Below are 17,222 nucleotides of genomic sequence, written 5' to 3'. Positions count from 1 at the left end.
CAGGAAAGCAGGAAAGCAGGAAAGCAGGAAAGCAGGAAAGCAGGAAAGCAGGAAAGCAGGAAAGCAGGAAAGCAGGAAAGCAGGACAGCGGTACCAGTGCCTCAGGCGTCGGTCACCCACGCGCCGAACCACTCGCTCGGGCGGGCGATCTCGTCCTGCGCGGCGATGAGTTCGAGTTCGTAGCGGCGCGCATCGTAGGTGGCCTTCACGACCGCATGCACGGCCGCGAGCGTGTGCTCGAACGCGGCGCGCACGGAGTCGCCGCGCAGCCGGCGTGCGACGAAGATCGCGCTGGTGAGGTCGCCGACGCCGACCGGATGCCGAGGAAACGCGTACAGCGGGCGCTGGCCGATCCACGCTTCGGTTTCGGTGACGGCGAGCATGTTGAAACGGTCGGCCGGACTGTTGCGGTCGTGCAGGTGCTTGACGAGGATGATCTGCGGGCCGCGACGGATCAGCGCGCGGCACGCGTCGACGGCTTCGGCGACGGTTTCGATGCGCCGCCCGACGAGCTTCTGCAGCTCGGTGTGGTTCGGCGACATGCCGTCCGCGAGCGCCGGCACCTCCTGCACGATGAATTCCTCGACACCGGGCTCGGGCCGGATGCCGCCCGTCTGGCCCATCGCGGGATCGCAGAAGTACCACGCGTCCGGATTCATTGCCTTCACCGAGCGGACGATCTCGACGGCCGCGCGCGCCTGCGGCGGCGACCCGAGGAAGCCGGACAGCACGGCGTCGCAGCGCTTGAGCGCACCGATCGCGGCAATGCCGTCGACGAGCTGTTCCATCTTCGCGGCATCGATCGCGCTGCCGGCCCAATGGCCGTACTGCATGTGATTCGACAATTGGACGGTGTTGAGCGGCCAGACGTTGACGCCGAGGCGCTGCATCGGGAATACGGCCGCACTGTTGCCGGCATGGCCGTAGATGACGTGCGACTGAATGCTGAGGACGTTTTTCATGGGAAGCGCCTGCACGCGTTTCAGGGTCACGTCACACGATACCCGAGTTCGTCGCACGCGCGGAAGTCGCGCGGCCCCGGAGTGTTGCGCGCCGTCGTCAGCCCGACCGCGTAGAATCGCGGGGCGCGAGGCGGCCACGCTTGCCCGCGTGCGTCCCCAATCACCCTGATCGCCATGCTTTCGATTTGCAAGATGTTGTGTGTTGCACGCGCTGTCGTGCTCGGCGTGGCTGCCGCCGCCGTGTGCGCGCTGCCTGCCGCGGCCGTAGGCGCGCCGCCCGCCGGCAACGACGGGCCCGCGTACGGCCCGCGCCTGGAAGGGTTCACCTATCCGGCGCCCGTGCACCTGTACACGTTCGTGTCGCAGCGCGAGACGCTCGAGATGGCGTTTCTCGACGTGCAGCCTGCGCATCCGAACGGCCGCACCGTCGTGCTGCTGCACGGGAAGAACTTTTGCGCGGCCACCTGGGATGACACGATCGGTGTGTTGAGCCGGGCCGGCTACCGCGTGATCGCACCGGACCAGATCGGTTTCTGCAAGTCGTCGAAGCCCGAGCGCTATCAATACACGTTCCAGCAACTCGCGCGCAACACGCATGCGCTGCTCGAATCGATTGGTGTGAAGTCGGCGACGATCGTCGGCCATTCGACCGGCGGGATGCTCGCGATCCGCTATGCGCTGATGTATCCGAAGGCGACCGACCAGCTCGTGCTCGTGAACCCGATCGGCCTCGAGGACTGGAAGGCGCTCGGCGTGCCGCCGCTGTCGGTCGACTACTGGTATGCGCGCGAGCAGAAGACGACGGCCGACGGCATCCGCCGCTATGAGCAGGCCACGTACTACGCGGGCAAGTGGTCGCCGTCGTACGAGCGCTGGGTGCAGATGCTGGCCGGCATGTATCGCGGCGCCGGCCGTGACGCGGTCGCGTGGAATTCCGCGCTGATCTACGACATGATCCTCACGCAGCCGGTGGTCTACGAACTCGGCGCGATCCGCGTGCCGACGCTGCTGATGATCGGCGACAAGGACACGACCGCGATCGGCAAGGACGTCGCACCGCCCGACGTGCACGCGAAGCTCGGCCGCTATCCGGAACTCGCGAAGCGCACGCAGGCGGCGATCCCCGGTGCGCAGCTCGTCGAATTCCCGGCGCTCGGGCACGCGCCGCAGATCCAGGACCCGGACGCGTTCCACAAGGCGCTGCTCGACGGGCTGGACGCCGTGCACCCGCAGTAACGCGGGGCAGGCCGCCGGCGGCGCGCGGCCGTGCCGTCAGCGCGCCTCGTTCGCGAGCTCGTCGCGAATCTGCGCGGTCAGTTCGAACGAGCGCAGCCGCGCGGCGTGATCGTAGATCTGCGCGGTGACGATCAGCTCGTCGGCGCCCGTCTGCGCGATGCGGTCGCGCAGCTTGTCGCGCACCGTGTCGCGCGAGCCGACGGCCGCGAACGACAGCGAATGCGCGACGGTCGCGAGTTCGAGCTCGTTCGCCTCGAGCACGTCGACGGGCGGCGGCAGCTTGCCCGGCGTGCCGCGCCGCAGGTTGATGAACTGCTGCTGCAGCGACGTGAACAGGCGCCGTGCCTCGTCGTCGGTATCCGCCGCGAACACGTTGACGCCGACCATCGCGTGCGGCTTCGGCCACGCGGCCGACGGCCGGTACTGCGCGCGATAGATCTCGAGCGCGCGCATCAGGTAGTCCGGTGCGAAGTGCGACGCGAATGCGAACGGCAGCCCGAGCATCGCGGCGAGCTGGGCACTGAACAAACTCGAGCCCAGCAGCCACACCGGAACGTCGAGCCCCGCGCCGGGCACCGCGCGCACGCGCTGGCCGGGCACCGGCTCCGCGAAATAGCGCTGCAGTTCGGCGACGTCGTCCGGAAACGAGTCGGCGCTGCCGATCAGGTCGCGGCGCAGCGCGCGCGACGTGGTCTGGTCGGTGCCGGGCGCGCGGCCGAGGCCGAGGTCGATGCGCCCCGGATACAGCGAGGCCAGCGTGCCGAACTGCTCGGCGATCACGAGCGGCGCGTGGTTCGGCAGCATGATGCCGCCCGAGCCGACGCGGATCGTCTGCGTCGCGCCCGCGACATGACCGATCACGACGGCGGTGGCCGCGCTCGCGATGCCCGGCATGTTGTGATGCTCGGCCAGCCAGTAGCGCCGGTAGCCCCAGCGTTCCGCGTGCCGGGCGAGATCGACGGTGTTGCGGAACGCCTGGGACGCGTCGGCGCCGGCCGGAATGGGGGCGAGATCGAGTACGGAAAACGGTGTCATCGGGTGGCCTTCGAATGGGGGAGCGCGGTGATGCGCGTACGCAACAAATGCCAAGGATTTTGCCAAAGGGTTCCGGAACGTGCTGGCGACGCGCCGATACCCATGCGCCTTACAGGGGCGCAGGGTCGAATACCTCGATTGTTGCAAAAATCAATCCAATCGCTGATTAATTACCAATCTTTACGGCGATTGGACGTGAATCCGCATCGACATACAAATTTGCACGAAACGTTTGATTTTCAAGACTGCAATACGCCTGCAAACTGCTTACGCTAATGTGAACGTGGCTGTGCCGATAAGGTTCGTCGACGACTCAGCTTTGCCGGAATTGCACCAGTCCGTTTCGCGTAGTGCCGAGCGCGGGGTGCCGCGGACTGCTAAAATCCGGCGCCTGCCCATGTTGTGCCGATGGTAGCCATTCGAGTCTTCCCGCATCCCGTCCTCCGGGCATTGTGCGGAGAGAAGCCACGCGAAGCCGGGCTTGGCCGTACCCGAACGAAGGGTCGTGCTTCCCCCATTACAGACGCTGCTGGAACAAGGAGTCGGGTCGTGCCCGCGTTCGTCGTAGTCGGAATACCGCATCACGCTCAATCACGCTCGAGCGTTCTCCACGGCGTTCAGGTCGCCGGGAGGCGTTGCGCATGACGCCAACCGCCACGCTGCTCGACTGGTTGCTGATCGCATTCACGCTGGCCGCGGCCGGCTATGCGCTCGTCGCCGCGTTTGCCCCGCGGCCGCGTACGCCGCGCACCGCTGCGCGCGACGGTTTCGAGCCGGTCAGCGTGCTCAAGCCGCTATGCGGCGCGGAGCCGCACCTGTACGAAAACCTCGCGACGTTCTGCGAGCAGCGCCATCCGCGCTACGAAGTGCTGTTCGGCGTCGCGTCGCCGGCCGATCCGGCGATCGCCGTCGTCGAGCGGTTGCGCGCCGACTATCCCGAGTGCGACATCACGCTGGTGATCGACGCGCGCGTGCACGGCAAGAACCTGAAGGTCAGCAACCTGATCAATCTCGCCGCACGCGCGAAATACGGCCGCATCGTGATCGCGGACAGCGACATCGCGGTGCAGCCCGACTATCTGGAGCGCGTAACGGCGCCGCTCGCCGACGTGTCGGTCGGTGTCGTCACGTGCCTGTATCATGCGCGCAGCGTCGGCGGGTTCTGGACGCGGATCGGCGCACAGTTCGTCGACGCGTGGTTCGCACCGTCGGTGCGGATCACGCACCTCGGCCGCTCGAGCCGCTTCGGCTTCGGCGCGACGCTCGCGCTGACGCGCGACACGCTCGACCGGATCGGCGGCTTTTTCGCGCTGAAGGACGAGCTGGCCGACGATTTCTGGCTGGCCGAATTGCCGCGACGCCTCGGGCGGCGCACCGTGCTGTCGGAGGTCGAGGTCGCGACCGACGTGATCGAGCCGTCGTTCGGGCCGCTGTGGCACCGCGAGACGCGCTGGCTGCGCACGATCCGTTCGCTGAACCCGGCCGGCTTCGCGTTCCTGTTCATTACGTTTACGGTGCCGTGGCTCGCGATCGGCGCGGCGCTCGCACTGCGTCTCGACGGCACCTTCGCCGGCACGCTGGCGGGCGGGGCGGCCGTGGTCGGCGCATTCGGGCGGCTCGTGCTGCATGCGCGCGGCGAAGATGGCTGGCGCGCGTTCTGGCGCGACCTGCCGCTCGTCGCGGTGCGCGACACGCTGCTCGCGCTCGAGTGGCTCGCGGCCGCGTTCGGCACGCACGTCGTGTGGCGCGGCGCGAGGATGACGGTCGTCGGCGGCGAACGCGCGACGGCTGCAGTGGAAGCAGTGGACGGCCGCTAGGGCCGTCGATCGAACCCGGCCCGACGGCCGAGACGCGCTGCGCGGCGAAGCCGCGCGGCGCGACATGACAGAGAGGCGGGCGCCGGCAGGGCGGCCCGCGGTTTTTTGACTGAATCGTTGTGACGAATCGAACTATGCAGGCTACCGGAGCATTCATGAAAACGCTGTTCTTGCAGGCCCCTTCGTATGACGGCTTCGACGGCGGAGCCGGCTCGCGCTATCAGGCGAAGCGCGAAATCCGTTCCTTCTGGTATCCGACGTGGCTCGCGCAGCCGGCCGCGCTCGTGCCGGGCAGCCGCGTCCTCGATGCGCCGGCCGACGGCCTGTCGGTCGAGGAAACGCTGAAGATCGCCAACGACTACGATCTCGTGATCATCCACACGAGCACGCCGTCGTTCCCGACCGACGCGATGTTCGCGCAGGATCTCAAGAAGATGAAGCCGTCGATGCTGGTCGGCATGGTGGGCGCGAAGGTGATGGTCGATCCGCACAACTCGCTCACGGCGAGCGAGGCCATCGACTTCGTGTGCCGCGAGGAATTCGACTACACCTGCAAGGAAATCGCGGAAGGCAAGCCGTTCCCCGAGATCAAGGGCTTGAGCTGGCGCGCGAAGGACGGCTCGATCGAGCACAACGAAGCGCGTCCGATCCTCGAGAACATGGACGAACTGCCGTTCGTCGCGCCCGTCTACAAGCGCGACCTGAAGATCGACAACTACTTCATCGGCTACCTGAACTATCCGTACGTATCGATCTACACGGGCCGCGGCTGCAAGTCGCGCTGCACGTTCTGCCTGTGGCCGCAGACGGTCAGCGGCCATCGCTACCGCACGCGTTCGGTCGAGAACGTGCTCGCGGAAGCGAAGTGGATCCGCGACAACATGCCGGAAGTGAAGGAACTGATGTTCGACGACGACACCTTCACCGACGACCTGCCGCGCGCCGAAGCGATCGCCATCGGCCTGGGCAAGCTCGGCATGACGTGGTCGTGCAACGCGAAGGCCAACGTGCCGTACAAGTCGCTGAAGATCATGAAGGAAAACGGCCTGCGCCTGCTGCTGGTCGGCTTCGAATCCGGCGACGACCAGATCCTCGTGAACATCAAGAAGGGCGTGCGCACCGATTTCGCGCGCCGCTTCAGCGCGGACTGCAAGAAGCTCGGCATCAAGATCCACGGCACCTTCATCCTCGGCCTGCCGGGCGAGACGCAGGAAACCATCAAGAAGACGATCGAGTACGCGAAGGAAATCAATCCGCACACGATCCAGGTCTCGCTCGCCGCGCCGTATCCGGGCACGACGCTCTACAAGCAGGCCGTCGAGAACGGCTGGATGGAAGAGAACAAGACGATCAACCTGGTGAGCAAGGAAGGCGTGCAGCTCGCGGCGATCGGCTATGCGCACCTGTCGCGCGACGAGATCTATCACCATCTCGAGCAGTTCTATCGCCAGTTCTACTTCCGTCCGTCGAAGATCTGGGAAATCGTCCGCGAGATGCTGACGAGCTGGGACATGATGAAGCGCCGCCTGCGCGAAGGCGTCGAGTTCTTCCGCTTCCTGCGCGCACACGAGGCGTAATCCGTGGCGACGCAGCCGGCGGCGCGGGCGCTGATCTTCACCGCGGACGACTTCGGGCTGCACCCGCGCGTCAACGCGGCGGTCGAGCGTGCGCACCGCGACGGCGTGCTGAACGCCGCGAGCCTGATGGTCGGCGCCCCCGCCGCGCAGGATGCGATCGACCGCGCGCGGCGGCTGCCGTCGCTCGCGGTCGGCCTGCACCTGGTGCTCGCGGACGGCCCGGCCACGCTGCCCGCGCATGAGATTCCCGCGCTCGTCGGCGCCGACGGGCGGTTCGGCGACGCGATGGCGAAGGACGGCTGTCGCTTCTTCTTCCTGCCGCATGTTCGCGCGCAACTGCGCCGCGAGATCCGTGCGCAGTTCGACGCGTTCGCGGCGAGCGGCCTGCCGCTCGACCACGTGAACGCGCACAAGCATTTCCATCTGCATCCGACCGTGCTGTCGATGATCATCGAGATCGGCCGCGACTACGGGCTGCGCGCGGTGCGGTTGCCGTACGAGACGAGCGCGCCCGCGCTGCTCAAGCCGTGGATCGCGCTCGTGCGTGCGCGGCTCGATCGCGCAGGGCTCGCGCACAACGACTATGTCGTCGGGATCGAGCACACGGGCGCGATGGACGAGGCCGTGCTGCTCGACGCGCTCGCGCAGCTGCCGCCGGGCGTCGGCGAGATCTACTGCCATCCGGCCGAGGCCGGCGACGGCCCGATCACGCCGACGATGGCCGGCTACCGTCCGGTCGACGAACTCGATGCGCTGCTGTCGCCGCGCGTCGCGGCCGCGTTGAAGGCGGCGGGCGTCGCGACCGGCGGCTTCGCCGACGTGTTCGGCGGGCCTGCGGCACGTCGCGGCGCGCACGCGTCGCGCGCACCGGGGGCGCAGCCGTCATGAGCAAGTGGATCAAGTGGCTCGGCTGGCCGATCGGCATCGGCATCCTGCTCGCGCTGGGGCTGCACGAAGGCGTCGGCGACGTGTCGCAGATGCTCGCGCGCGCCGGCTACGCGCTGCTGTGGCTCGTGCCGTTCCACGGGCTGCCGCTGCTGCTCGATGCGTACGCGTGGCACCTGCTGCTCGACCGGCGCAGTTCGCTGCCGTTCCTGTGGTGGATCGCGACCGTGCGCGAGGCCGTGAACCGGCTGCTGCCCGTGGTCGGGATCGGCGGCGAGATCGTCGGCATCCGGCTCGCGCGCTGGCAGGTGCCCGACGCGAGCCGCGTGACCGCGTCGGTGATCGTCGAGGTGCTCGTGACGATCGTCGTCCAGTATGCGTTCGCGGCGCTCGGCCTCGTGCTGCTGCTCGCGACGACGGACAACATGGGCGGCGGCACGATCGGCCTCGCGCTGCTGCTGACGCTGCCGTTGCCGGTGCTCGGCGTCGTGCTGATGCGGCGCGGCGGCATCTTCCATGCGATCGAGCGTTTCGCGGGCCGCCTGCTCGGCGATTCGCACCGGCTGCTGCAGGGCGTCGACGGGCGCCGGCTCGACGCCGACATCGATTCGCTGATGTCGCGCACGGGCCTGCTGTTCAGCGCATTCTTCTGGCAACTGGCCGGGTATGTGCTCGGCGCGCTCGAGATCTACTGGGCGCTCGCGCTGCTCGGCCATCCGGTGTCGATCGGCGGCGCGATCGCGATCGAGGCGATGACGCAGGCCGTGCGGCATGCGGCGTTCATGGTGCCGGGCGGGCTCGGCGTGCAGGAGGCGACCGTCGTGCTGCTCGCGCAGATGTTCGGCGTCGACCGCGAGACGGCGCTGTCGCTCGCGGTGGTCAAGCGCGGCCGCGAGGTGCTGTTCGGCTGCCTGGCACTCGGCTCGTGGCAGCTTGCCGAGCTCGTGCGTACGCGCCGCCGCGTCGGCGCGCCGCGTGCGCCGCAGCCGGCGAGCCGCGTGTCCGAAGCCGAAACGGAAACCGAAACGACGCATTGAACACGAGACGGGCCGTGCGCCCGTCTCGCGCTTTTGGCGTTGCGCGGGTATCCTTGCCGCGTGTTTTCTCGACGCGCAACTCTTCCGATGATTTTCCGATTCAGGCTGCTTTCCGTGACGATGCTGGCCGCCGTGCTGGCGCTAACCGGTTGCGACGACCAAGGCCATCTCGACGTGCAACGTATCAGGGACTTCTTCAACGCGATCAAGCCCGCGCCGCTGCTGCTGAAGGGGCTGAAGGTCGGCGAGTCGACCGAGGCCGACGTGCGCGGCACGATGGGCAAGCCCGAGACCGTGCGCGAGTTTACCGACGGCTCGAAGCGCTACGAATATCCGCGCGGCCCGATGGGCAACCAGACCTGGTTCGTCGATCTCGATGCGAACGGGCGCTACACGGGCGCGACGCAGGTGCTGACCGCCGAGAATTTCGCGAAGGTGCGCCCGGGGATGAACGAGGACGAGGTGCGGCGCCTGCTCGGCAAGCCCGGCGACGTCGCGCAGTATCCGCTGAAGCCCGAGACGGTCTGGAGCTGGCGCTGGCTCGAGGACGGCGTCAACACCGACGCGTTCTTCAACGTCCATTTCGGCCCGGACGGGCTTGTCTATACGACTTCGCGCTCCGACATCCTGAAGGGGCGCTGACGGTCACGCGCGGTGCTGCTTCAGCCCGTTGCGCAGCGCACCGTTCATGCGCGTCTGCCAGCCGCGGCTGTGGCGGGCCGGGATGTGCGTGTTCGGCCCGATGGCCAGTCCGGCGCTATATCGAAAAAGCGACCGGAAAATTGCAAAAAGTCCGCTTCCCTGCGTGTCATCCGACTGTCAGGAAGCGGCTTTTTTCCTTTGGAAACAGCGGTGTAGGGCCGGGGTGTAAATGGCGGGATTGATTGTTGCGATGCAGCAATCGAGTGCAAGGTGATTTGAGACAATCAATTTCGCTTGCGACTATCCGCGTCAGCCCGGCGCGGGACAGGCATACGCGTCGGCATTCATTCCAACTCTGGAGACGCGCGTGTTCCTTTACGGCTTTGGTCCCGTCCTCTGGGCCGGCACCGTGCAGACCATCGAGCTGTCGGTGCTGTCGCTCGCCACTGCGGTGGCGCTGGGGCTGATCGGCGCGGTGGCGAAGCTGTCGCACAACCGGGTGCTGCGAGCGATCGCGACCGGTTATACGACGCTGATCCGCTCGGTGCCCGATCTTGTGCTGATGCTGCTGCTGTTCTACAGCATCCAGATCTGGCTGAACCAGTTCACCGACCTCGTCGGCTGGAACCAGATCGACATCGACCCGTTCGTGGCCGGCGTGCTGACGCTCGGCTTCATCTACGGCGCGTACTTTACCGAGACCTTCCGCGGCGCGTTCCTGTCGGTGCCGCGCGGCCAGCTCGAGGCCGGGTCGGCTTACGGGATGAGCGGCGCGCGCGTGTTCGTGCGGATCATGTTTCCGCAGATGATGCGCTTCGCGCTGCCGGGCATCGGCAACAACTGGCAGGTGCTCGTGAAGGCGACCGCGCTGGTGTCGATCATCGGCCTCGCGGACGTCGTGAAGGCCGCGCAGGACGCCGGCAAGAGCACGTTCAACATGTTCTTCTTCATCCTCGTCGCGGCGCTGATCTACCTCGCTATCACGACCGTTTCCAACCTCGTGCTGATCCAGCTCGAGAAACGTTATTCCATGGGCGTGCGGCACGCAGAACTATGATCGAGATCCTCCAGGAATTCGGCAAGGCGTTCCTTTTCTGGGACGGCCAGCGCCTCTCCGGCCTCGCGGTGACGTTGTGGCTGCTCGTGGCGTCGATCTCGCTCGGCTTCGTGTGCGCGGTGCCGCTCGCGGTCGCGCGCGTGTCGCGGAAGAAGTGGGTGTCGATGCCCGTGCGGTTCTACACGTACGTGTTCCGCGGCACGCCGCTCTACGTGCAGCTGCTGCTGATGTACACGGGCATGTACAGCCTCGAGTTCGTGCGGTCGCACTCGCTGCTCGACGCGTTCTTCCGCAGCGGCTTCAACTGCGCGATTCTCGCGTTCGCGTTGAACACCTGCGCGTACACGACCGAGATCTTCGCCGGCGCGATCCGGGCGATTCCGCACGGCGAGGTCGAGGCGGCGCGTGCGTACGGGATGTCGCCGTTCACGATGTACCGCCGGGTGATCCTGCCGTCGGCGCTGCGCCGTGCGTTGCCGCTGTACAGCAACGAGGTGATCCTGATGCTGCACGCGACGACCGTGGCGTTCACGGCGACCGTGCCGGACATCCTGAAGGTCGCACGTGATGCGAATTCCGCGACCTACATGGCGTTCCAGTCGTTCGGAATCGCCGCGCTGATCTATCTTGCGGTATCGTTCGCACTCGTCGCGGCGTTTCGCCGCGCGGAGCGCCACTGGCTCGCGTATCTCGCGGCCGCCCGTCATTGATTCACTTCGAGGAGAGCCAGTTGGCCGAGATCACTCAAACGAACGGTACCACCAAGCTTGCGGCGCTCGACATCCACAAGCGCTATGGCGACAACGAGGTGCTCAAGGGCGTGTCGTTGAACGCGAAGGCCGGTGACGTCATCAGCATCATCGGCGCGAGCGGCTCGGGCAAGAGCACGTTCCTGCGCTGCATCAACTTCCTCGAGCGGCCGAATGCGGGGCAGATCGTCGTCGACGGCGAGGCCGTGCGCACGAAGGCCGACCGCGCCGGCGCGCTCGAAGTCGCCGATCACAAGCAGTTGCAGCGCATCCGCACGAAGCTCGCGATGGTGTTCCAGCACTTCAACCTCTGGGCGCACATGAACGTGCTCGAGAACGTGATGGAGGCACCCGTGCACGTGCTTGGCATTTCGAAGAAGGAAGCCGAGGAGCGCGCGCGCGAGTACCTGGAGAAGGTCGGCCTGCCGCCGCGTGTCGAGAAGCAGTATCCGTCGCATTTGTCGGGCGGCCAGCAGCAGCGCGTGGCGATTGCGCGTGCGCTCGCGATGCATCCGGACGTGATGCTGTTCGACGAGCCGACGTCGGCGCTCGACCCTGAACTGGTGGGCGAAGTGCTGAAGGTGATGCAGAAGCTGGCCGAGGAAGGCCGCACGATGATCGTCGTCACGCACGAGATGGGTTTCGCGCGCAACGTGTCGAATCATGTGATGTTCCTGCATCAGGGGCGGACCGAGGAAGAGGGTGATCCGAAGGAGGTGCTGGTGCGCCCGCAGAGCGAGCGGCTCAAGCAGTTCCTGTCGGGCAGTCTCAAGTAACGCGACGGGGCAGTTTCAGACGTGGTACCGGTGTCTCGTCCCGCAGGCGCCACCCGCACGACGCAGGTGGCGATCGTTGCATTGCCGCCCGTGTCGATGTCGGGTGTGGGTCCGATCGTCGATGCGTTGAACCTGGCGAACGAGATCGACGGGCGGCTGTTGTACCGCTGGCAGGTCTGTTCTTGGGACGGGCGGCCCGTGCCGCTCGCGGGCGGTGCGCAGTGGCATGCCGATGCGGCGTTCAACGATGCGATCGCGTGCGACTGGCTGATCGTCGTGACGGAGCGGTTTCAGCAGTTTGCCGACTATCGGTTGTTTCTCGCGAGTCTCGCGCGGGTCGGGCAGCGGACGCCCGTCGTCACAGGCATTCACCACGGCGTGTGGTGGCTCGCGATGGCCGGGCAGCTTTCCGGGTATCGCGTGAGCGTGAACTGGGAGACGTATCAGCAGTTCGCCGAGCAGTTCGAGCGGTCGATCGTCACGCAGCAGATTTTCGAGATCGATCGCGATCGGGCGACCTGTGCGGGTGGGCAGGCTACCGTTGATTTCATGCTGGCCATGATCGGCCGGGAACATGGGGCGGACCTCGCAGAGCGGATTGCCGATGCGCTCGGCGTTGGCGCTTTGCGCAGCGGCGAAGAACGACAGCGGATTCCTTTCGTCACCGCGCCCGGTGAGCGGCATCCTCGGCTGAACGACGCATTGCTGCTCATGGAAGCCAATGTCGAGGATCCTCTGACTACCGATGAAATCGCCGGGTTGGTCGGCGTGTCGCGCCGACAGCTGGAACGGCTCTTTCGACAGTATCTCGGGGCGATGCCCTCCAAGTATTACCTCAATCTCCGGTTGCTCAAGGCTCGCACTCAGTTGCAGCGCACCAGCAAGTCTGTCGTTCAAGTTTCTCTCGCCTGTGGGTTTTCTTCTGCTGCGCACTTTTCTAATGCTTATCGGGAAAGGTTTGGGGTTACGCCTCGGGAGGATCGGCGGGCGTGGCTCGAGAAGCAGACGGGTGGCGGCAGTGAACCTCGTGGTGGGGCGCTCGTCGAGCGCGGGAAGGATTGAGGTTTGGTTTTGACTTGGTTTGTTTTGGCGGTCTGCCCGCGGTTGGCGTGAAGCACCTGTGATCGTGTCGGTCTATTAGCGTCGCCCCTCCGCGGGGCAGCGGTCACTTTTCTTTGTCTTGCCAAAGAAAAGTAACCAAAAGAAAGGCGCTCGGATAACGCATGACCTCCCGGTGCCATCGCCAACAGAGTGGCCACCATCTAAGTGTCCGCGCCACTCAGGAACCCGGAGTGGTTCGAACAATGGTTCTGACACCACTGCCTACACAACAGAGCGGTATACCGCTCGCTAGCTCCGTCCTCGCTTCGCTCGGACGACAGGTCCATCCCAACCAATACCGATATCACCCTCAACGTACTTTCAATAAACGGGGAATTCGCTGCTCTGTCCGCGAGAAAATTGGGGGACGCAAACACATCGTCTCGCGAAGACATCATCGTCAAACGATCTGCTCACACAAATATGGAGCGCAGAAAAAGTGCCTGGCGGTCGACGGCTGATGCAGGAAGCACGAACGCAACCGCCCGCCCTGAAGTACCTTGCAGCCGAGCGTAGCGAGGATGGAGCTAGCGAGCGGTATACCGCTCTGTTGTGTAGGCAGTGGTGTCAGAACCATTGTTCGAACCACTCCGGGTTCCTGAGTGGCGCGGACACTTAGATGGTGGCCACTTTGTTGGCGATGGCACCGGTAAGTCATGCGTTATCCGAGCGCCTTTCTTTTGGTTACTTTTCTTTGGCAAGACAAAGAAAAGTGACCGCTGCCCCGCGGAGGGGCGACGCTAATATACCGACACGATTGCAGGTGCTTCGCGATTACAGGTGCTTCGCGATTGCAGGTGCTCCGCGACCCCCGAAGCAAGCCCCAGACAAGACAGAAAAAGCCCCAAAATACCGACACGGCGTAGCCGCCCCCCGGCCCGGGAGGGCAAAACCCAAACCTTCCGATAGAACCCGTCGCAAATCTGCAAGACGCTTGCGTCGCCCTTACCTAAACTTGATCCTGTTGAACCCTCTTACGAAACCGAAAGGAACGACCATGACGACCTCGACCGTGACCCGCCAGACATTCGACGAAGTGATGGTGCCGGTATTTTCCCCCGCCCCGTTCGTGCCGGATCGCGCAGAGGGCTCCCGCGTGTGGGACACGGCTGGCCGCGAGTACATCGATTTCGCGTGCGGCATCGCAGTAACGTCCCTCGGCCACGGCCACCCGGAACTGCTGAAAGTCCTGGACGAACAAAGCCGCAAGCTCTGGCACATCGGCAACGGCTACACCAACGAACCGGTGCTGCGCCTCGCGAAGCGCCTCGAATCGCTGACCTTCGCCGACCGCGCATTCTTCGCGAACTCGGGCGCGGAAGCGAACGAAGCGGCCCTGAAACTCGCACGCCGCGTCGCGTTCGACCGCCACGGCGCCGATAAGGCAGAAATCATCTCGTTCGTGCAGTCGTTCCACGGCCGCACGTTCTTCACGGTCAGCGTCGGCGGCCAGCCGAAATACTCGGAAGGCTTCGGCCCCGTGCCGGCCGGCATCAAGCACCTGCCGTACAACGACATCGAAGCCGCAAAGGCCGCGATCGGCCCGCAAACCTGCGCCGTGATCGTCGAGCCCGTGCAAGGCGAAGGCGGCGTGATCCCGGCCGATCCGGCCTTCCTGAAGGCACTGCGCGAAGCATGCGACGCACACGGCGCACTGCTGATTTTCGACGAAGTGCAAACGGGCGTCGGCCGCACGGGCCAGTTCTACGCGTACATGGACACGGGCGTCACGCCGGACATCCTGACGACCGCGAAGGCACTCGGCAACGGCTTCCCGATCGGCGCGATGCTGACGACGAACGAACTCGCCGCGCACTTCAAGGTCGGCGTGCACGGCACGACGTACGGCGGCAACCCGCTCGCATCGGCGATCGCCGACAAGGTCGTCGAACTGATCGGCGACCCGGCACTGCTCGAAGGCGTGCGCGAACGCAGCGTACGCCTGAAGGGCGCGCTCGAACGCATCAACGCACGCTTCGGCATCTTCAAGGACGTGCGCGGCAAGGGCCTGCTGGTCGGTGCGGAACTCACCGCCGCATTCGACGGCCGCGCGAAGGACTTCGTCACGGCCGCCGCCGAGAACGGCCTGATCATGCTGATCGCCGGCCCGAACGTGCTGCGCTTCGTCCCGTCGCTGGTGATCCCGTTCGACCTGCTCGACGAAGGCATGAAGCGCTTCGAGAAGGCAGTCGAACAAGTGCTCGCCGCACAGGAAGCCACCGCGCGCTGATCGGCGCCCCCATCGCAGACAGGAACGACGATGCTATTTGTTCGCCCCGGCAAACTCACGGATCTCGATGCGCTCGCGCACATGGCGCGCACCGCGCAGCCGGTCCTGCACTCGCTGCCGCACGACCGCGCCGCGCTCGAAGCGCGCGTGGCGCTCTCCGAGGATTCGTTTCGCGCGGACGTCGACTTCGCCGGCGAGGAGTTCTACCTCTTCGTGCTCGAGGATTCGTCGACCGGCAAGCTGCTCGGCACGGCGAGCATCGTGGCCGCGGCCGGCTACTCGGAACCGTTCTACGCGTTCCGCAACGACGCACTGATCCACGCGTCGCGCGAACTGCACGTGAACCGCAAGATCCACGCGCTCACGATGTCGCACGAGCTGACCGGCAAGAGCCGGCTCGCGGGCTTCTACGTCGATCCGTCGCTGCGCGGCGACGCGGCCGCGCACCTGATTTCGCGCGTCCGGATGATGTACATCGCCGCGAACCGTCGCCGCTTCACGCCGGAAGTGTTCACGTTGCTGCTCGGCGTGAGCGACGCCACCGGTGCATCGCCGTTCTGGGAAGCAGTGGGGCGCAAGTTCTTCGGCCGCAACTTCACCGACGTCGACATCGCGTCGGGCGGCCGCAGCCGCACGTTCATCGCGGAAGTGATGCCGGCCTATCCGCTCTACGTGCCGCTGCTGCCGGAAGCCGCGCAGCGCGTGCTCGGCGAGCCGAACGAAACGGCTTTGCTCGCGTACGACATCCACCTCGAGGAAGGCTTCGAGCCCGACCGCTTCGTCGACATCTTCGACGCAGGCCCGGTGCTGACCGCGCAGGTCGACCGCACCGCATGCGTGAAGCAGGCGTCGGAGCGTGTCGTGCGCGAGGCCGCGCACCAGCAGGGCGACGTCGCCTACATGGTGTCGACGGGCAGCGGCGAATCGTTCCGCTGCGTCCTGGCCGACCTGCCGGGCGATACGCCCGATGCACCGCTGGCCGGCGACGTGCGCGCAGCACTCGATGTGAAGGATGGCGATGTCGTGCGCTGCGTGCCGCTGCACCGCCGCGACGATGAAGATTTGAAGGGAGACGCAGCATGATCGTCGTTCGGGTCGTACAAACGGGCGACGTCGACGCGCTCGTGTCGCTCGCGAAGGAAACCGGGCCGGGCCTGACCACGTTCAAGCCCGACCGCGACGCGCTCGCCGCGCGCATCGAACGCTCGCGCCGCACGCTCGACGGGCAGGCCGCGCCGGGCGAAGCCGGCTACTTCTTCGTGATGGAAGATTCGAAGACGCGTGACATCGCGGGCGTGTGCGGGATCGAAACGCAGGTCGGCCTCGAACAGCCGTTCTACAACTATCGCGTGAGCACGGTCGTGCACGCGAGCCAGGAACTCGGCGTGTGGACGCGGATGTCCGCGCTGAACATCTCGCACGACCTGACGGGCTACGCGGAAGTGTGCTCGCTGTTCCTGAGCCCGCGCTATCGCACGGGCGGCGTCGGCGGCCTGCTGTCGCGCTCGCGCTTCATGTTCATCGCGCAGTTCCGCGAACGCTTCCCGGAACGCATCTGCGCGGAACTGCGCGGCCACTTCGACGAGGACGGCACGTCGCCGTTCTGGCGCGCAGTCGGTTCGCACTTCTACCAGATCGATTTCAACGCAGCCGATTACCTCAGCTCGCACGGCCGCAAGTCGTTCCTCGCGGAGCTGATGCCGCGCTACCCGGTGTACGTCGACCTGCTGCCGCAGGACGCGCAGGACGCGGTCGGCCTCACGCACCGCGACACGCTGCCGGCCCGCAAGATGCTCGAAGCGGAAGGGCTGCGCTACCAGAATCACGTCGACATCTTCGACGCGGGCCCCGTGCTCGAATGCCACGTCAACGACCTGCGCACGGTGCGCGAGAGCGTCGTCGTGCCGGTCGCGATCGGCGTGCCCGATGCACGGGACGACGCGCCCAGGTCGCTCGTGTCGAACACGTCGCTCGGCGATTTTCGCGTCGGCGTCGCGCCGGGCGTGGTCGCGAACGGCTCGTTCGTGCTGTCGGCCGACGACGCCGTCGCGCTCGACGTGAAGGCCGGCGATCCGGTCCGCGTGCTGCCGCTCAAAGTCAAACAGGGATAAACGAATC

Annotated in this window: 16 protein-coding genes and 1 tRNA gene; 15 read left to right on the top strand and 2 right to left on the bottom strand. The window is 66.0% G+C overall.

What is annotated here, in order from left to right; all coding sequences use genetic code 11:
* Nucleotides 1-101: 101 nt before the first annotated feature.
* Complete coding sequence (gene pdxY / locus DIE03_RS34280) at nucleotides 102-962, bottom strand: pyridoxal kinase PdxY (RefSeq protein ID WP_124456542.1); 861 nt, start codon at nucleotides 960-962, stop codon at nucleotides 102-104.
* A gap of 174 nt (nucleotides 963-1,136) precedes the next feature.
* Between pdxY and DIE03_RS34275 the strand changes: the two genes are divergently transcribed.
* Nucleotides 1,137-2,198 carry an alpha/beta fold hydrolase gene (locus DIE03_RS34275; protein ID WP_124456541.1) on the top strand — a complete coding sequence of 354 codons (1,062 nt, stop codon included), beginning with the start codon at nucleotides 1,137-1,139 and terminating at the stop codon, nucleotides 2,196-2,198.
* A 36-nt stretch (nucleotides 2,199-2,234) separates the two neighbouring features.
* Here DIE03_RS34275 and DIE03_RS38510 read toward each other — a convergent pair whose 3' ends face one another.
* A complete protein-coding gene (locus DIE03_RS38510) occupies nucleotides 2,235-2,381 on the bottom strand; it encodes a hypothetical protein (protein ID WP_185658282.1) in 147 nt (48 codons plus the stop codon).
* On the opposite strand from DIE03_RS38510, the gene DIE03_RS38505 reads away from it, so the two are divergent.
* The 14 genes from DIE03_RS38505 (at nucleotide 2,355) to astA (ending at nucleotide 17,215) form a co-directional block, all read left to right on the top strand.
* Nucleotides 2,355-2,454: transfer RNA gene (locus tag DIE03_RS38505), tRNA-OTHER, on the top strand. The two genes, DIE03_RS38510 and DIE03_RS38505, sit on opposite strands and share 27 nt — an antisense overlap.
* Nucleotides 2,418-3,509 carry a hypothetical protein gene (locus DIE03_RS38500; RefSeq protein ID WP_185658281.1) on the top strand — a complete coding sequence of 364 codons (1,092 nt, stop codon included), beginning with the start codon at nucleotides 2,418-2,420 and terminating at the stop codon, nucleotides 3,507-3,509. The genes DIE03_RS38505 and DIE03_RS38500 overlap by 37 nt, the downstream gene beginning before the upstream one ends.
* Nucleotides 3,510-3,874: 365 nt before the next feature.
* Nucleotides 3,875-5,050 carry a bacteriohopanetetrol glucosamine biosynthesis glycosyltransferase HpnI gene (gene hpnI, locus DIE03_RS34265; RefSeq protein WP_124456539.1) on the top strand — a complete coding sequence of 392 codons (1,176 nt, stop codon included), beginning with the start codon at nucleotides 3,875-3,877 and terminating at the stop codon, nucleotides 5,048-5,050.
* Nucleotides 5,051-5,184: 134 nt separating this feature from the next.
* Nucleotides 5,185-6,627: a hopanoid biosynthesis associated radical SAM protein HpnJ gene (gene hpnJ / locus DIE03_RS34260; RefSeq protein ID WP_311767317.1), complete on the top strand. Its 1,443-nt coding sequence runs from the start codon at nucleotides 5,185-5,187 to the stop codon at nucleotides 6,625-6,627.
* Nucleotides 6,628-6,630: 3 nt separating this feature from the next.
* The gene (gene hpnK, locus DIE03_RS34255) at nucleotides 6,631-7,515 is read left to right on the top strand and encodes a hopanoid biosynthesis-associated protein HpnK (protein WP_124456537.1); all 885 of its coding nucleotides are present in this window, start codon (nucleotides 6,631-6,633) and stop codon (nucleotides 7,513-7,515) included.
* On the top strand, nucleotides 7,512-8,549 hold the full coding sequence (locus DIE03_RS34250; RefSeq protein ID WP_124456536.1) for a lysylphosphatidylglycerol synthase domain-containing protein: 1,038 nt from the start codon (nucleotides 7,512-7,514) through the stop codon (nucleotides 8,547-8,549). Before hpnK ends, DIE03_RS34250 begins: the two co-directional genes overlap by 4 nt.
* Nucleotides 8,550-8,636: 87 nt before the next feature.
* On the top strand, nucleotides 8,637-9,191 hold the full coding sequence (locus tag DIE03_RS34245; RefSeq protein WP_124456535.1) for a hypothetical protein: 555 nt from the start codon (nucleotides 8,637-8,639) through the stop codon (nucleotides 9,189-9,191).
* A gap of 367 nt (nucleotides 9,192-9,558) precedes the next feature.
* Nucleotides 9,559-10,248 carry an ABC transporter permease gene (locus DIE03_RS34240; RefSeq protein ID WP_011544981.1) on the top strand — a complete coding sequence of 230 codons (690 nt, stop codon included), beginning with the start codon at nucleotides 9,559-9,561 and terminating at the stop codon, nucleotides 10,246-10,248.
* Nucleotides 10,245-10,958, top strand: a complete 714-nt coding sequence (locus DIE03_RS34235; RefSeq protein ID WP_124456534.1) for an ABC transporter permease — start codon at nucleotides 10,245-10,247, stop codon at nucleotides 10,956-10,958. Before DIE03_RS34240 ends, DIE03_RS34235 begins: the two co-directional genes overlap by 4 nt.
* 20 nt (nucleotides 10,959-10,978) lie before the next feature.
* Nucleotides 10,979-11,773, top strand: coding sequence for an ABC transporter ATP-binding protein (locus DIE03_RS34230; protein ID WP_124456533.1), 795 nt, complete (start codon nucleotides 10,979-10,981; stop codon nucleotides 11,771-11,773).
* A 21-nt stretch (nucleotides 11,774-11,794) separates the two neighbouring features.
* Entirely contained in the window at nucleotides 11,795-12,835 is a 1,041-nt protein-coding gene (locus DIE03_RS34225) for a GlxA family transcriptional regulator (RefSeq protein ID WP_124456532.1), read from the top strand.
* A 1,036-nt stretch (nucleotides 12,836-13,871) separates the two neighbouring features.
* On the top strand, nucleotides 13,872-15,104 hold the full coding sequence (locus tag DIE03_RS34210) for an aspartate aminotransferase family protein (RefSeq protein WP_122944883.1): 1,233 nt from the start codon (nucleotides 13,872-13,874) through the stop codon (nucleotides 15,102-15,104).
* A 30-nt stretch (nucleotides 15,105-15,134) separates the two neighbouring features.
* The gene (gene aruF / locus DIE03_RS34205) at nucleotides 15,135-16,187 is read left to right on the top strand and encodes an arginine/ornithine succinyltransferase subunit alpha (RefSeq protein WP_124456531.1); all 1,053 of its coding nucleotides are present in this window, start codon (nucleotides 15,135-15,137) and stop codon (nucleotides 16,185-16,187) included.
* Entirely contained in the window at nucleotides 16,184-17,215 is a 1,032-nt protein-coding gene (astA, locus tag DIE03_RS34200; RefSeq protein WP_124456530.1) for an arginine N-succinyltransferase, read from the top strand. The genes aruF and astA overlap by 4 nt, the downstream gene beginning before the upstream one ends.
* Nucleotides 17,216-17,222 lie beyond the last annotated feature (7 nt).

The sequence above is a fragment of the Burkholderia sp. Bp8992 genome, assembly GCF_003853705.1.
GTDB lineage: Bacteria > Pseudomonadota > Gammaproteobacteria > Burkholderiales > Burkholderiaceae > Burkholderia.
This window is presented reverse-complemented; position numbering and strand designations above follow the sequence as displayed.

What these genes read in the sequence shown, in the direction of transcription:
- pdxY (WP_124456542.1), bottom strand. Translation starts at nt 962, where the DNA reads ATGAAAAACGTCCTCAGCATTCAGTCGCACGTCATCTACGGCCATGCC.
- DIE03_RS34275 (WP_124456541.1), top strand. Translation starts at nt 1,137, where the DNA reads ATGCTTTCGATTTGCAAGATGTTGTGTGTTGCACGCGCTGTCGTGCTC.
- DIE03_RS38500 (WP_185658281.1), top strand. Translation starts at nt 2,418, where the DNA reads ATGCGCGACGGTCGCGAGTTCGAGCTCGTTCGCCTCGAGCACGTCGAC.
- hpnI (WP_124456539.1), top strand. Translation starts at nt 3,875, where the DNA reads ATGACGCCAACCGCCACGCTGCTCGACTGGTTGCTGATCGCATTCACG.
- hpnJ (WP_311767317.1), top strand. Translation starts at nt 5,185, where the DNA reads ATGCAGGCTACCGGAGCATTCATGAAAACGCTGTTCTTGCAGGCCCCT.
- DIE03_RS34250 (WP_124456536.1), top strand. Translation starts at nt 7,512, where the DNA reads ATGAGCAAGTGGATCAAGTGGCTCGGCTGGCCGATCGGCATCGGCATC.
- DIE03_RS34245 (WP_124456535.1), top strand. Translation starts at nt 8,637, where the DNA reads ATGATTTTCCGATTCAGGCTGCTTTCCGTGACGATGCTGGCCGCCGTG.
- DIE03_RS34235 (WP_124456534.1), top strand. Translation starts at nt 10,245, where the DNA reads ATGATCGAGATCCTCCAGGAATTCGGCAAGGCGTTCCTTTTCTGGGAC.
- DIE03_RS34210 (WP_122944883.1), top strand. Translation starts at nt 13,872, where the DNA reads ATGACGACCTCGACCGTGACCCGCCAGACATTCGACGAAGTGATGGTG.
- aruF (WP_124456531.1), top strand. Translation starts at nt 15,135, where the DNA reads ATGCTATTTGTTCGCCCCGGCAAACTCACGGATCTCGATGCGCTCGCG.
- astA (WP_124456530.1), top strand. Translation starts at nt 16,184, where the DNA reads ATGATCGTCGTTCGGGTCGTACAAACGGGCGACGTCGACGCGCTCGTG.